Raw genomic sequence first — 13,850 nt, 5'->3', positions numbered from 1 at the left:
TTACAGCCTCCCCATGATCTCTTTGTCAAAAAACTCCTTTGTTTCTTCTGGTTTTAAAGAGTATAACTGACCTTCCACGGTCACACAGACGCCATTTACACAATCGCCGCAGCAAAAAGACCCGTTTAGATCCACCTTATCCTCCAGGTGGTTCTCCTTCACAAGGGTCTGCAGCTGTGCGATGATATCTCTGGAACCCTTTAAATGACATGCGCTACCTATACATATTGTTACTCTCATGAATATTCTCCCTCCAAATTTATTACCTTACATTCAATTGCCCTTTTGGAACATTATCGCACATCGTTATATTTCTATCAATATTTTTTTACCGATTTCCTGTTCTTTTTCACATACAGGAAATAATTGTCTCTAAAATCTCCTGTTTCTCTACGTCAATAAGGCCATATGTATTCAGCCGCAGCTCGGGAATTACCGGAAGGCTTGCAAAAGCAAGGGTCATGAAAGGATCGATGCTGTCACCGATTCCAAGACTTCTAGTCTGGGCCTTTAGTTCTTCCAGCTTTTCATCCACCCATTCAGCCGGCTCCTCGCTCATAAGACCTGCAATGGGAAGAGGCAGCTCACCTAAAAGCTTTCCATCGGCCACGACCGCCAGGCCGCCCCGGTTCTTCCTCACAATGTTGGCAGCAAGAGCCATATCTTCATCATTGGTCCCTGCAACAATCAGGTTATGGGAATCGTGGGCAATGCTGGTGGCCACTGCGCCCCGTTTTAAGCCATACCCCCCTAAAAAGCCGAGTCCCATATGGCCGGTATTATGATGGCGTTCCAGCACTGCCATTTTCACGATGTCCTGCTCAATGTTGACGCCGGGAGCGACCCCCACCTTTTCTACCCATGGGGCCAAAAGGGATTTGGTGGTAAGCTCTCCGGGAGTGAGACAAATTACCCGGATGGTATTGCCTTTTTTCTTTATATGGAAATCTTCCGGACGAATCTCGTCTAAATGGAAGGAATCTCCCACTCTGACAGGCGTTTCCACGCTCCGTTCTTCAGCTGCAAGGATTTCCTCCTTCATTGCTCCGTTTTCCGCCACCAGCTTTCCATTTTTATATACCTGCTTTACCTCAAATTCATTGAGATCGGAAACAACAATAAAGTTTGCCTTATATCCCGGTGCAACGGCTCCTACATCCCGAAGCCCGAAATACCCAGCCGGATGAAGGGATGCCATCATGACCGCATGAACCGGATCAGCACCCAGGCTAATGGCCTTCTTAATGATATAGTCTAAATGCCCCAGCCGGATCAAATCCCCTGGATGCTTGTCATCAGTAACCAGCATGCAGCGGTGGTAATACGGCTCCTTAAACAGGGGCATAAGGGCATTTAAATTCCTGGCTGCCGTGCCCTCCCGGATCATGATCCACTGGCCTCTCTTAAGCTTTTCCACGGCCTCTTCCCAATCGGAGCATTCATGGTCCGACTGCACTCCGGCAGTCACATAGGCATTAAGCTCCCTGCCGGTAAGCCCGGGAGCATGACCGTCAATTAAGAGATTCCTGTTCCTGGCCTCCTCTATCTTATCAAGGATTCCACGGTCTGCCCTTACGGTTCCGTAGGAGTTCATAAGCTCTGCAAGGCCCAGCACCCGCTCCTCTTCATAGAGAGGGGAAAGATTCTCAGCCGCCAGGACAGCACCCGATTCATCCAGTCCTGTTGCCGGTACACAGGAGGGGAGCATGAAATACACATCAAGGGTAAGTCCCTTCGTCCGCTCCATCATAAAGCGGATCCCTTCCGCTCCCGCCACATTGGCGATCTCGTGAGGATCCGTAATAACCGCCTGAGTCCCATGAGGCACCACAGAGCGTTCAAATTCTCCCGGTGCAACCATGGAGCTTTCCAGGTGAATATGGCCGTCAATCAGTCCTGGACAAACCACCGCGCCCCCCAGCTCGATCTCTGTCTGTCCCTCATATTCTCCAACTCCTACTATGTAACCTTCCTCGATGGCAATATCTCCGTTTTCCAGCTCAGCCGTAAAAACATTGACCACCCTGGCATTCTTTAGCACCAGGGACGCCTTTTTTGCCCCTGATGCTGCCAAAACCCGTTCAGCTAACAACCGATCCATAAGAAACTCCTCCTTTTATTTACCTGCGATCTTTGTAATAGATGCCGTAATCAATCTTTTAAACAAAGGTGCAACCCGGTCTGCCGTCTCTTGTACCTCTCCATGGCTTAAAGGCTGATCCGTAATGCCGCAGGCCATATTGGTGATACAGGAAATGCCGCAAACCTTCATCCCCATGTGGTTTGCTGCAACTGCTTCACAGGCTGTGCTCATTCCTACCGCATCAGCTCCCAGAATGCGGCACATCTGTACCTCTGTCGGAGATTCATACGCCGGACCGGAAAGCTGCATGTAAATACCCTCTCTAAGGCCGATTTCTTCTCCTCCTGCAGCCTCTCTGATGGTCTGCTGAAGCTCTCTGCTATAAACATCACTCATATCCGGGAATCTGGGTCCCAGCTCTTCTAAATTTGCCCCAATTAACGGAGACGGAACAAAGCTCGCGATATGATCCCTTATGAGCATGAAATCACCCGCCTTAAACTCTTTGTTAACACCGCCGCAGGCATTGGTTAAAAACAGGACCTTTGCTCCTAAAAGTCCCATAAGCCTGGCCGGAAGCACCACATCCGTCATTGGATATCCCTCATAAAAATGAACCCGTCCCTGCATGATAACCACCGGAACATCATTTACATATCCGAATACAAACCTTCCTTTATGGCCTGCCACCGTTGAAATCGGAAATCCTTCAATGTCTTTATAATCAATGGAGGTCTCAACCTTTATCTCCTCTGCATATTCCCCAAGGCCGGACCCCAGGATCAGAGCTATCTCCGGGACAAAGTCAGTCTTCTCCCGCACACTTTCCAAACAATTTTTAAGCTTTGCATATACTTCATTCATATACCATTTTCTCCTTTCATTGTTACCGTCAGACTTGATCGTCATAGGTATATACAGTATACCACATCTGCCAATATATCTGTATCTATATTTTGACAAATATGGGGGAATAATGATATACTGAAGGTGTTCGTACTAACCCGGAAGGATCCCTGACGGCGAAGGCGAGGAGAATACGTAAACCGGATATCCCATGCCTTTTGGTGTGGGATTTTTTGATGGACGTAAAGAAAAAAGAACTATAACAGGTACGGACAGAAAGTGAGGATCATTATGAAAAAAACATTATCCCTATTGATGGCGTTTGCCGTAACGGCTGCCGTACTCTCCGGCTGTGCAAAGGGCGGCGCTGAAAACCCCCAGGCAACATCAGTCTCTGAAAAGGAATCCACCTCTGAGACAGCAGAAGAAACGTCAAAAGCCCAAGAACCTGCTGATCGTTATACCTTAAAGATCGGTTCCTTAAAAGGGCCTACCTCTATGGGCCTTGTAAAGCTGATGGACCAGTCTGAAAAAGGCAATGCAGAAGGCTCCTATGATTTTACCATGGTAACCGCTGCTGACGAACTCCTTGGAAAAATTGTAAGCAAAGAATTGGATGTCGCCCTTGTACCTGCCAATATGGCCTCTATTATTTATAACAAAACCAATCATGAGGTGACCGTCCTGGATATTAACACCCTGGGTGTTCTCTACGGGGTATCCGCCGATGATTCCATTAAAACAGCCGCAGACTTAAAGGGTAAGACCGTTTACTTGACCGGCAAGGGAACCACACCGGACTATGCCCTTCAGCATGTGCTTAAAGCCAGCGGCTTAACCGCTGACGACGTAACCCTGGAATATAAATCCGAAGCCGCTGAGGTCGTTTCTATCCTGAAGGAAAAGCCTGATGCAGTAGGTCTTCTTCCCCAACCCTTTGTAACAGCTGCCATGGCTCAGAATGACTCCCTTAAAATGGTTCTTGACTTAACAAAGGAGTGGGATGCCACAGCCGGTGAAAGCGGCGGCAGTCTGGTGACCGGGGTTACCATCTGCCGGAATGACGTGATCAAAGACCATGGGGATGCCATTGCCACCTTTATGGCGGAACATAAGGAATCTGCGGAATTTGCCAATGCCAATGTAGCCGAAACCGCAGCTCTGGTGGCTGCTGCCGGAATCATTGAAAAAGCCCCGGTTGCTGAAAAGGCCATCCCATACTGCAGCATCACCTATGTAGACGGAGACCAGATGAAATCTCTGCTTAGCGGATACTTAAAAGTTCTTTTCGATATGGAGCCGTCTTCCGTAGGCGGAACACTGCCAGCCGATGACTTCTACTATATGCCATAATAAAGGTAAAGCTTTATAAGGAGAATCCCATTATGAAACCAACAGCCCTCCCGGCTAAAAAGGCCGGTATCATCTTTCTCTGGCTTCTTGCGTGGCAGGCAGTAAGCCTGTCCGTGCACAACAGCATCATACTGGTAGGCCCTTTGGAGGTGATCCAGGCTTTATGGGTCCAGGGGGCCAAGTCCGGCTTCTGGCTAACCATTGCCCTCTCCTTTGGAAAGATAAGCCTTGGATTCCTTATGGCCTTTGGCTCAGGAATCCTGGCCGGGGGAGCTGCATGGCGTTTCCCCCTTTTAAGGGATTTGCTGGAACCGCTTATGTCCCTGATAAAATCGGTTCCGGTAGCTTCCTTTGTCATACTGGCCCTGATCTGGGTAGGTTCTGAAAATTTGTCCGTTTTTATCGCCTTTCTTGTGGTATTCCCCATCATTTACATAAATACCATAGCAGGATTTATGAGTACCGATCCAAAGCTTTTGGAAATGGCCCGGGTGTTCCGTATGCAAGGCAAAAAGAAGCTCCTTTATATATACCGCCCCGCCCTTCTTCCCTACCTCATAAGCGGCTGCAGGGTGGCTTTGGGCATGGGCTGGAAATCCGGGGTTGCCGCCGAGGTGATCGGCGTCCCAAGCCATTCCATCGGCGAAAAACTCTATATGGCAAAAATTTATTTAAGTACTGCGGACCTTTTTGCCTGGACCCTGGTTATTATCGTCATTAGCGCCCTTTTTGAAAAATTCTTTTTATGGCTTTTAAACCTTGCAAGTCCCGGCCGGAAATCCCATAAAAGAAAGGAGGTCTGATCCATGGAATTAAAGGTAAATCATCTGTCCAAATCCTTTGGGACTCTTAAAGTATTTATGCAGGTAAATCTATCCCTTCATTCCGGCCAGGTCTACTGTCTCATGGGATCCTCAGGATCCGGAAAAACCACATTCTTCCGGATCCTTCTGGGACTAGAAGAGGCCGACTCCGGATCCATGGAAGGACTTCAGGGCACAAGAGCCTCCGCCGTGTTTCAGGAGAACCGTCTGTGTGAGTCATTTACCCCGGTAGACAACATTACCATGGTAATCCCCGGTCGTTCCTCCCGAAGCAGAAAACAGGCCAGAGAAGAGCTTTTAAGGCTTCTTCCGGAAGAGGCCTTGTCCCGCCCCGTGTCTACCTTAAGCGGGGGAATGAAGCGCCGGGTTGCCATTGTAAGAGCCTTGTCAGTCCCTTGTGATATGATTTTAATGGACGAACCCTTTACCGGTCTTGATGAGAACACAAAACGAACCGTAATTCAATACATCAAAGAAAAGACCCGTGACAAGCTTGTCATCATAAGCACCCACCAGGAGGAGGATGTGCCACTCCTTAACGGCACCCTTATAAAACTGTAAAAACAGGGGCAAAAGCAGATATTCCTGCTTTTGCCCCTGTTTAATTCTTATCTTACTTTTCAGTTTTATTTCAGTTTTAAAGTATCCAGTGCTGCTTCAATCTGACCTTCTACCGCAGTGTCCGGTGATTCAATCGTTCCTGCTGCACTGATGTACTTCTTCGTAGCAGCATTGTAGGAACCGGAAATTGCATAATAACGGACTCCATCCTGATTCGTCTTATACCGGATTGCATAGCGGAATGTCTGGCTTCCGTCGCTGCCGTTTTCTACATTATAGCGGACAAATTCCATATCCTCACCACGGCTGACAAATTCCTTGTATTCTTCCATGGTAGCCGGATAGACTTCTCTGGCTCCGTCGGCGTCATCTCCTTCTACATAGACAACTTCCAGCAGATCATTGCCATTGGGAGAGGTGAATGCGACTGAGCTTTCATCTCCATCGTCTTCAATGGTCCAGCCCTCGGGCGGTGTAATCTGATATTTTCCAGATTTCGATGTAAAGACGCCGGAAGTTAAGTTTCCTGCATCAGAAGCAGTGGTTTCGGTGGTTTCGTTTGTTCCGTCTTCCTCACTATCAGATTCATCCTCACCTAACGTAGTCTCATCTGTACCTGCTACTTTCGTCTCGGCAGCACTTACTTCTGTAGGATTATCCTGCGAGGATTTCCCATTATCTTTTGATCCACAGCCCGTAGCCGCCATCATAACTGCCATGGCGATGGCTATTACTGCCAACATTTTGTTTTTTCTCATTTTAATCACTCCTCATTATCATCAAACTCATTCCTGGTGACGATGAGGATTATAACATTATCTGCATCAAATGTATAGGGGATTAAAGGAACTGAAAGAATCACCAAAAATTCTTAATAATTATATTAGGAAGCTTCTGTGCGCTCCAGATCCAGTAACTTCACTTTAATATCCAGGCCTCCGCCATATCCTATGAGGCTTCCGGTGGCCCCTATCACCCGGTGGCAGGGAATGATGACAGGTATGGGATTGCGGTTATTTGCCATGCCAACCGCACGGCAGCCTTTGGGATTATCAATCATGACCGCAATATCCTTATAGCTTTTCGTCTCTCCGTATGGAATCAGCAACAAAGCATTCCAAACCTTTCTTTGAAATTCCGTTCCCTCCGGCTTAAGAGGCAGATCAAACACTGTTCTCTTTCCAGCCATATATTCCTCCAATTGGCCTTCTGCTCTCCGGATCAGTTCTGTCCGCTCCCTTACGGCATTCAAAGGCTCCGTCCGCCCAAAATCAATTCTTAGAAGCGCTTCATCATCACATAGAATGGTAAGAGGTCCTATTTTACTTTCATAAACTTCCCAGTACTTCATATAAAATTCCTTCTTTCTCTTATGAACGGTACCATGTTTTCATCTAATTACATTATATCATATGCAAAGCTAGGAGACGACCTCTTCTTTCATTCATTGTTCCAAGGCCGAAAGTAGTAAGCTATCTGTTTTTTCAAATATTTCTCATAATTCTTTTAGTCTTTTTATGAAATGTTTATGGCTTAGTCAAACTTCGGTCATATTTTCCGCGTATACTAAATATTGTAAAGGAACCCCACCCTTTTAACATTGACTTTTTATTTTTCATACTCAACCGGCAGGAACATTTTATGTACCTGCCGGTTCCTCCCATTTCAGGGCCATTTTTCCTAAAAAACCGCATAAATACAGGCTTAATTACGAATTTGAATTTTTTTCTAAAATAATGTTGACAAAATGATATCCATCATATATAATAACTCTTGCGTTGCGGAAAAGCAACCAAGCGAAAGATAGAAAATACTTTCACTATCGGGGTGTGGCTCAGTTTGGCTAGAGTACCTGGTTTGGGACCAGGGGGTCGCAGGTTCGAATCCTGTCACCCCGATTCAAGAGAAAAACCGTCAATGGTAGTTTTAGTTTCTCTTACCTTTTGCGGGTGTAGTTCAATGGTAGAACACCAGCCTTCCAAGCTGGATACGTGGGTTCGATTCCCATCACCCGCTTTTGAGTCTGTAGCTCAGTTGGATAGAGCAACGGCCTTCTAAGCCGTGGGTCGGGGGTTCGAATCCCTTCAGGCTCGTTTCACATCTCTAACCAAGGTGTGAAAATTTATGGTGGGTATGGCGAAGGTGGTTATCGCGCCAGATTGTGGCTCTGGAGGCCCAGGGTTCGAATCCCTGTACTCACCTTTCCCTTTTAGGGAATTTTTTTTTATCACAAGTTTTAATGGGCTATCGCCAAGCGGTAAGGCACAGGACTTTGACTCCTGCAGTCGTTGGTTCGAATCCAACTAGCCCAGTATGGGATACTAGCTCAGGTGGTAGAGCACTTGACTTTTAATCAAGTTGTCCGGGGTTCGAGTCCCCGGTGTCTCATGAATGCATCGAAAAAGAGCGGGAAATCATTTGATTTCCCGCTCTTTTTTTATTTACACGCGTGTAATATAAAAGGTGATTGTTAATATGTCCCTAAAAAACTATAATAGAATCATGGCATTCACTCCTCTCTCCTCTCTTATTTGTGCATAAAAAGAGAGGACGAACAAACCGATAACAAATATAATGCAAAAGAAAGGATTGATTTTATGGAATGGATTGAGGGATTAAACAAATCAATAAACTATATTGAGGAACATTTAACGGAAAATATAGACTATGAGCAGTTGGGGAAAATCGCATGTTGTTCTGTTTATCATTTTCAGAGAATGTTCGCATATATGGCAAATGTACCTTTATCTGAATATATCCGGCGCAGGCGTATGTCCTTGGCAGCGGTGGATCTGAAGAACGGGGATAATAAAATTATTGATGTTGCTCTTAAATATGGATATCACTCTCCCACTGCCTTTAACCGGGCATTTCAAAGCATCCATGGAGTAGCGCCATCTCGTTTAAGAGAAAGCGGTGCAACCGTAAAATCATATCCACCTATCAGCTTCAAAATTATTATAAAAGGAGTGGATGAATTGAATTATCGAATTGAAAAGAAGGATCCATTTCGGATTGTAGGCACTGCACAATCCCTGTACCGGGAAATTGAAAAGAATTTTGAAATTGTACCTCAAATGTGGAACAAGGCAGCCATGGACGGAACGATTCCTAAATTAGCCTCCATGGCAAATGGATGCCCTAGCGGAATATTAGGAGTCAGCATCTGCAATGACCTGGAAGAATGGCAGTACTTTATAGCCGCAGCCAGTACAAAAGAAATTGATGATACTTTGGAAGAATATACGGTTCCCTCTTTCACCTGGGCCATATTCTCCGGAGAAGGCCATTGCCCCCAGGCGATACAAGAACTAGAAAAGCGAATTGTCACCGAATGGCTTCCCACTTCTGGATACGAATATGATAATGGACCGGATATTGAGGTCTATTTAAACCCTGACCCTCAAAATGCAAGATTTGAAGTGTGGATTCCCGTAATTAAAAAATAATCAGGAGGGCATCTTGGATAGGACAAATGAAAACTTTAATGTTTTTCTTAAAGCAGTAGATGATCGTTATAAAGATTTCGTTGTACAAATAAATGATTATCTTACACAAAATAATTGTAAATGTGAAATCAAGCCTGCTAAAAATGGATTTATCGCTTCTTATAAACCAGAGACTACAAAAAAAGTCTTAGCAACTTTTGTGTCTCGGAAAGCAGGAATGAGATTGCGAATATATCCGGAGCATGTAAAAGCTTATGAAACCTTTTTAAATACTTTGCCAGAAATAATGAAAAAAGAAATCAAAAAAGCGTCTGTGTGTAAGCGGTTAATAAATCCGGAGGAATGCAACTCTAAGTGTCCCAAGGGATATGACTTCCTGTTAGATGAGGAACATCATCGAAAATGCCGCTACATGGCATTCATGCCTGCATTAAGTGAAGAAACCACCCCTTATATCAAAGCATTCCTAGAAAAGGAGTTAAACGCATAATAATTGCATGTAACAGCGGCCAATCATTCAAAGGGCATAGACTGCTATGGAGGTATCCCAAAAGGCAGTCTCTGCGCGAAATGGCCGCTGATTTCATGATATTGTGCTGAACACTCTTTATTTACATACTTACCGGAATTTAATATGCTTCCAGATTGTCGCACATTTTCATTAATACTTTACAGAATACAGCTATTTCGTCTTCTGGTATATGGTCGCAGATAAGTTCTTCAAACTGCTGAAAAACTTTTCTTACCTCTTCTGCTTCAGCAACCCCTTTTTCTGTAAGACTGATTAGAACGGAACGTCTGCAGTCCGGATTATTTTCCCTGAGAAGAAACCCCATATCCTGCAGTTTGTCTATATTTCTTGACAAGGTGGCCGTATCGAAATGGCATCGGTCTGCCAGCTCTTTTTGGGTGATATGGTCTTTTTGTAAAAGATTATATAAAATCCTTGCCTGTCCCTGTCCAGGCGTCAATCCGATATTTGACAGAAGCGGTGAAATAATCTGCTTCCTGGCCTTTTCTTCACGAACCAATAGTTCTCTTACACTATGTTGCTTCATATATTTTATCACTCCTTTCCCTTCGCAAAGGGCACAAATAAGTCATGAAACGGTTGTGCCCTTCTACGCTTTCATCTCATCATTCTAATTCAAACTGCCCTGTATGCAGTTGATAATACTTACCTTTTTCCTGCAGCAATTCGTCATGACTGCCCCGCTCAATAATCTCTCCTTTTTCAAGAACCAAGATGGCATCTGAGTTTCTTACGGTGGAAAGCCTGTGGGCAATGACGAATACCGTCCGGTCTTTCATAAGGGCATCCATCCCTTTTTCTATGAGTTTTTCTGTTCGTGTATCAATGGAGCTGGTGGCTTCATCCATGACAAGAACAGGCGGCTGTGATATGGCAGCCCTGGCAATGGCAATCAGCTGCCTCTGGCCCTGCGATAAATTGCTGCCGTCACTTTCTAACATAGTATCGTATCCATTGGGAAGACGTCTTATAAAGGAATCCGCATTTGCGATTTTTGCGGCAGCCAGTATGTCTTCACGGGAAGCATTCAGTCTTCCATACCGGATATTATCTGCAATGCTTCCGGTAAATAAGTGGGTATCCTGTATGACCAGAGAGATGGAACGCCTTAAATCATCTTTTTTTATATTTCGGATATCGATTCCATCGTAGGTTATGGTGCCCCCATTTAATTCGTAAAATCGGTTAATAAGGTTGATGATAGTCGTTTTTCCCGCGCCGGTAGAACCAACGAATGCGATCTTCTGACCAGGCTTGGCATACAGGCTGATGCTGTTTAAAATAGTGTTTCCGCCTGTATAACCGAAAACCACATCGTGAAACCGGACATCTCCCTTTAAAGGGACCAGAAGATATCCGTGATCTCTGTCAGGAACTTTCCAGGCAAACGAACCGGTATAAATATCCGTTTCCTTAAGGCTCCCATCTGCCTCCTGCTCCACCCTCTTTAAAGTGACGGTTCCTTCATCATTTTCAGGCTCTTCCTCCATCATATTAAAGATCTTTTCTGCGCTGGCCAGCGCTACCATGAGAAAATTGATCTGCATGGTAAACTGGTTCATAGGCATGGCACTCTGCCTGACATAAACCAGATAAGAGGCCAGAGTTCCCATATTAATCAGCCCGGACAGAGCGAACAATCCGCCTACACAGGCAGAAATGGCATAATTAATGTAAGAAAGGGAAACTATCGTAGGAACGGTAATGCCTGTATAAGTTGCGGCCATTGTCGAAGAGATCCTCAATTTCTCATTCAGCTCACAAAACTTTTTTAAATCCTGTTTTTCATGGCGGAAAATCTTTTCTACTTTCTGCCCTTCCACCATTTCCTCAACGTAACCATTAATATTTCCCAGATTCTTCTGCTGTTCTACAAAATATCTTTTGCTCAGCGTCCCATTGTGACGAATATATATTAACATAATAAAGAGAAAAAATACAACGATTAATGACAGCTTCCAGTCCAGGAGAATTAACATGATAATGGTACCTGTAGAAGTGATAAAGCTCTGGATCAGCAATGTAAAGCTGTTGTTGAGCGCTTCCGAGATGGTGTCGACATCATTTGTAAAATGACTCATTAAATCCCCGTGTGTATGGGTATCAAAAAATTCTAAAGGAAGCTTCTGGGTATGGCGAAATAAGTCTATCCTTATCTCACTGACCACCTGCTGGGAAACGTGGACCATCATCCGGCTATAAATCAGACAGGAAATAGCTCCCGCCAGATAGATAAGTCCCATGATAACAATCATTCTCACAAGACCGGGTATATTACCCGGCAGAATGTATTCGTTTATGACCGGTTTCAGCAGATAGGTTCCCATGATTCCGGAAAATGCACTGATGCTGACCAGGATCGCTATGGCCAGCATGGAAAGCTTATAATGGCCGATGTATTTAAAAAGCTTTACCATAGCTTTTTTTGTGTTTTGGGGTCTTACATGTCCGGTATTCTTCATTAGGACTGGACACCTCCTTTCTGCTGGGAAAAATAAATATCCTGGTATATTTCATTGTCAGCCAGCAGTTGATCATGAGTTCCAATGGCATTTATTTTTCCGTCATCAAGGATCATGATCTGATCGGCATCCATGATAGAGGAGATCCGCTGGCTGATAATGATCTTTGTCATGCCGGGAAGAGATTTTTCCAGGCCCTCTTTAATCTTTGCTTCTGTCTCGGTGTCAAGGGCGCTTGTAGAATCGTCCAGAATAAGTACCTTTGGCGCTTTTAATATCGCTCTCGCAATGCACAGCCGCTGTTTCTGTCCGCCTGAGACGTTAACACCTCCCTGCCCCAGCTCCGTATCAAATCCATGATCCAGTCGGCCGATAAATTCGTTAACACAGGCAATGCTGCATGCTCTTTCTATTTCTTCATCCGTTGCATCCTCTTTTCCCCAGTAAAGATTTTCCTTCACCGAGCCGGAAAAAAGGGTGTTCTTCTGTAACACCATTGCAATGGAATCCCTAAGGTGGTCCTGGGTAAATTCGTATATGGGATGGCCGTCTATGATAATATTACCGGCTGTCACCTCATAGAGCCTTGGAATCAGCTGCACCAGAGTACTTTTGGCAGCACCTGTCTGGCCAATGATTCCTACGGTCTCACCGGGCCCAATCTCAAAGGAAATGTCGGAAAGCACATATTCCTTTGCATCTTCCTTATATTTAAAGTATACATGTTCAAACCGGATCCTTCCTTCTTTGATGGTGATATTCTTTGCGCGGTCATCATTGATGGTCGGTTCTTCCTCTAAGACTTCTGAAATCCTCTTCCATGAGGTTAAGGACCGGGTAAACAAAAGAAAAACATTGGAAAACATCATAAGAGAATTAAGCACCTGCAATACGTAGCTAAGAAAGCTGGTCAGGGCACCTACCTTCATGTTACCGATCATAACCAGGTTTCCGCCAAACCACAGGATACTTATTATGGTCCCGTACATAACAAACTGTAAGGCAGGCATATTTAAGGCTGCCAGAGAAAAGGACCTTTCGGAGGAATTCTGTAAATTCATGCTTCCCTCTTTAAACTTATTTATCTCATAATCGCCCCGGACATAAGCCTTTACCACGCGGATGGCTATTAAATTCTCCTGAATGATCCGGTTCACAAGATCAACGGCTCCCTGCATTTTTGTGTATAAGGGTCTTACGTTTTTAATGATTGTAAATAAAATGACAGCCAGCACGGGGGCTGCAATTAAAAATACCACAGCCAGTTCGGCATTCAACCGGAATGAAACGATCAATGCAGTCATCATCATCACTGGAGAACGAAAACCAGGACGCATTCCGTTTGTAATGGAATTTTGGATTGTGGTAACATCGCTGGTAAGCCTTGTTACAAGAGAAGGAGTACTGAACCGGTCCGTGTTAGCAAAAGAATAAGTCTGCATTTTTTGAAACTCTGCCATTCGGATCTGAGCTCCCACACCATTTCCGCAGATCGCGGTATACCGGGCGCATGCATGCCCCAGAAAAAGAGAAATAACAGCAAAGAATACCATTTGAAATCCTTTTAGAAATATGTAATTTCTATCACCGTTTGCAACTCCCACATCAATGATGTCAGCCATAATCATGGGAATAACTAATTCAAAAATGGTTTCCGCCTCAATACAGATGATCGCAAGAATGAATTCTTTTTTGTACTTTTTTGCATAGAGAATTAAATTTTTCATATCAGGCTCCCGT

At 44.8% G+C, this 13,850-nt stretch carries 13 protein-coding genes and 6 tRNA genes; 11 read left to right on the top strand and 8 right to left on the bottom strand.

Annotation, left to right across the window (positions count from 1 at the left end; genetic code table 11):
• The 3 genes from BMW45_RS11415 to BMW45_RS11405 all read right to left on the bottom strand — a co-directional run bounded on the left by BMW45_RS11415 (position 1) and on the right by BMW45_RS11405 (position 2,947).
• Positions 1 to 240, bottom strand: a complete 240-nt coding sequence (locus BMW45_RS11415) for a (2Fe-2S) ferredoxin domain-containing protein (protein WP_092243537.1) — start codon at positions 238 to 240, stop codon at positions 1 to 3.
• 109 nt (positions 241 to 349) lie between these two features.
• A complete protein-coding gene (ade, locus tag BMW45_RS11410) occupies positions 350 to 2,101 on the bottom strand; it encodes an adenine deaminase (RefSeq protein ID WP_092243534.1) in 1,752 nt (583 codons plus the stop codon).
• A gap of 15 nt (positions 2,102 to 2,116) precedes the next feature.
• Complete coding sequence (locus tag BMW45_RS11405) at positions 2,117 to 2,947, bottom strand: purine-nucleoside phosphorylase (RefSeq protein ID WP_092243531.1); 831 nt, start codon at positions 2,945 to 2,947, stop codon at positions 2,117 to 2,119.
• A 273-nt stretch (positions 2,948 to 3,220) separates the two neighbouring features.
• On the opposite strand from BMW45_RS11405, the gene BMW45_RS11400 reads away from it, so the two are divergent.
• Genes BMW45_RS11400 through BMW45_RS11390 form a run of 3 tightly spaced genes read left to right on the top strand, consistent with a single transcriptional unit; the run spans position 3,221 to position 5,667 of the window.
• Positions 3,221 to 4,282 carry an MqnA/MqnD/SBP family protein gene (locus BMW45_RS11400; protein ID WP_092243528.1) on the top strand — a complete coding sequence of 354 codons (1,062 nt, stop codon included), beginning with the start codon at positions 3,221 to 3,223 and terminating at the stop codon, positions 4,280 to 4,282.
• 32 nt (positions 4,283 to 4,314) lie between these two features.
• Positions 4,315 to 5,085: an ABC transporter permease gene (locus BMW45_RS11395; protein WP_092243526.1), complete on the top strand. Its 771-nt coding sequence runs from the start codon at positions 4,315 to 4,317 to the stop codon at positions 5,083 to 5,085.
• A 3-nt stretch (positions 5,086 to 5,088) separates the two neighbouring features.
• On the top strand, positions 5,089 to 5,667 hold the full coding sequence (locus BMW45_RS11390; protein WP_092243514.1) for an ATP-binding cassette domain-containing protein: 579 nt from the start codon (positions 5,089 to 5,091) through the stop codon (positions 5,665 to 5,667).
• A gap of 65 nt (positions 5,668 to 5,732) precedes the next feature.
• Here BMW45_RS11390 and BMW45_RS11385 read toward each other — a convergent pair whose 3' ends face one another.
• Both BMW45_RS11385 and BMW45_RS11380 read right to left on the bottom strand, forming a co-directional pair.
• On the bottom strand, positions 5,733 to 6,425 hold the full coding sequence (locus BMW45_RS11385; protein ID WP_092243511.1) for a hypothetical protein: 693 nt from the start codon (positions 6,423 to 6,425) through the stop codon (positions 5,733 to 5,735).
• Positions 6,426 to 6,550: 125 nt separating this feature from the next.
• A complete protein-coding gene (locus tag BMW45_RS11380; RefSeq protein WP_092243504.1) occupies positions 6,551 to 7,018 on the bottom strand; it encodes a methylated-DNA--[protein]-cysteine S-methyltransferase in 468 nt (155 codons plus the stop codon).
• A 472-nt stretch (positions 7,019 to 7,490) separates the two neighbouring features.
• Here BMW45_RS11380 and BMW45_RS11375 point away from each other — a divergent pair.
• The 8 genes from BMW45_RS11375 (at position 7,491) to BMW45_RS11340 (ending at position 9,606) form a co-directional block, all read left to right on the top strand.
• Positions 7,491 to 7,565, top strand: a tRNA-Pro gene (locus BMW45_RS11375).
• Positions 7,566 to 7,612: 47 nt separating this feature from the next.
• Positions 7,613 to 7,683, top strand: a tRNA-Gly gene (locus BMW45_RS11370).
• Between the two features lie 3 nt (positions 7,684 to 7,686).
• Positions 7,687 to 7,760: transfer RNA gene (locus tag BMW45_RS11365), tRNA-Arg, on the top strand.
• Positions 7,761 to 7,793: 33 nt separating this feature from the next.
• Positions 7,794 to 7,869: transfer RNA gene (locus BMW45_RS11360), tRNA-His, on the top strand.
• Between the two features lie 38 nt (positions 7,870 to 7,907).
• A tRNA-Gln gene (locus tag BMW45_RS11355) sits at positions 7,908 to 7,979 on the top strand.
• A gap of 3 nt (positions 7,980 to 7,982) precedes the next feature.
• Positions 7,983 to 8,055: transfer RNA gene (locus tag BMW45_RS11350), tRNA-Lys, on the top strand.
• 209 nt (positions 8,056 to 8,264) lie between these two features.
• A complete protein-coding gene (locus tag BMW45_RS11345) occupies positions 8,265 to 9,116 on the top strand; it encodes an AraC family transcriptional regulator (protein ID WP_092243501.1) in 852 nt (283 codons plus the stop codon).
• A gap of 13 nt (positions 9,117 to 9,129) precedes the next feature.
• Positions 9,130 to 9,606 carry a hypothetical protein gene (locus BMW45_RS11340; protein WP_092243498.1) on the top strand — a complete coding sequence of 159 codons (477 nt, stop codon included), beginning with the start codon at positions 9,130 to 9,132 and terminating at the stop codon, positions 9,604 to 9,606.
• A 139-nt stretch (positions 9,607 to 9,745) separates the two neighbouring features.
• Here BMW45_RS11340 and BMW45_RS11335 read toward each other — a convergent pair whose 3' ends face one another.
• The 3 genes from BMW45_RS11335 to BMW45_RS11325 form a co-directional block, all read right to left on the bottom strand.
• Positions 9,746 to 10,174 (bottom strand): MarR family winged helix-turn-helix transcriptional regulator, encoded by a 429-nt coding sequence (locus tag BMW45_RS11335; protein WP_092243495.1) that lies wholly within the window; start codon positions 10,172 to 10,174, stop codon positions 9,746 to 9,748.
• Positions 10,175 to 10,253: 79 nt separating this feature from the next.
• Positions 10,254 to 12,110: an ABC transporter ATP-binding protein gene (locus BMW45_RS11330; protein ID WP_092243493.1), complete on the bottom strand. Its 1,857-nt coding sequence runs from the start codon at positions 12,108 to 12,110 to the stop codon at positions 10,254 to 10,256.
• Positions 12,110 to 13,837: an ABC transporter ATP-binding protein gene (locus BMW45_RS11325; protein ID WP_092243491.1), complete on the bottom strand. Its 1,728-nt coding sequence runs from the start codon at positions 13,835 to 13,837 to the stop codon at positions 12,110 to 12,112. Before BMW45_RS11325 ends, BMW45_RS11330 begins: the two co-directional genes overlap by 1 nt.
• Positions 13,838 to 13,850: the final 13 nt, after the last annotated feature.

Origin of the sequence: Lacrimispora sphenoides (assembly GCF_900105215.1) — a bacterium.
Classification (GTDB): Bacteria; Bacillota; Clostridia; order Lachnospirales; family Lachnospiraceae; genus Lacrimispora; species Lacrimispora sphenoides_A.
This window is presented reverse-complemented; position numbering and strand designations above follow the sequence as displayed.

Coding starts and splice junctions, on each gene's coding strand:
- BMW45_RS11415 (WP_092243537.1), bottom strand. CDS start 240: ATGAGAGTAACAATATGTATAGGTAGCGCATGTCATTTAAAGGGTTCC.
- ade (WP_092243534.1), bottom strand. CDS start 2,101: ATGGATCGGTTGTTAGCTGAACGGGTTTTGGCAGCATCAGGGGCAAAA.
- BMW45_RS11405 (WP_092243531.1), bottom strand. CDS start 2,947: ATGAATGAAGTATATGCAAAGCTTAAAAATTGTTTGGAAAGTGTGCGG.
- BMW45_RS11400 (WP_092243528.1), top strand. CDS start 3,221: ATGAAAAAAACATTATCCCTATTGATGGCGTTTGCCGTAACGGCTGCC.
- BMW45_RS11395 (WP_092243526.1), top strand. CDS start 4,315: ATGAAACCAACAGCCCTCCCGGCTAAAAAGGCCGGTATCATCTTTCTC.
- BMW45_RS11390 (WP_092243514.1), top strand. CDS start 5,089: ATGGAATTAAAGGTAAATCATCTGTCCAAATCCTTTGGGACTCTTAAA.
- BMW45_RS11385 (WP_092243511.1), bottom strand. CDS start 6,425: ATGAGAAAAAACAAAATGTTGGCAGTAATAGCCATCGCCATGGCAGTT.
- BMW45_RS11380 (WP_092243504.1), bottom strand. CDS start 7,018: ATGAAGTACTGGGAAGTTTATGAAAGTAAAATAGGACCTCTTACCATT.
- BMW45_RS11345 (WP_092243501.1), top strand. CDS start 8,265: ATGGAATGGATTGAGGGATTAAACAAATCAATAAACTATATTGAGGAA.
- BMW45_RS11335 (WP_092243495.1), bottom strand. CDS start 10,174: ATGAAGCAACATAGTGTAAGAGAACTATTGGTTCGTGAAGAAAAGGCC.
- BMW45_RS11330 (WP_092243493.1), bottom strand. CDS start 12,110: ATGAAGAATACCGGACATGTAAGACCCCAAAACACAAAAAAAGCTATG.
- BMW45_RS11325 (WP_092243491.1), bottom strand. CDS start 13,837: ATGAAAAATTTAATTCTCTATGCAAAAAAGTACAAAAAAGAATTCATT.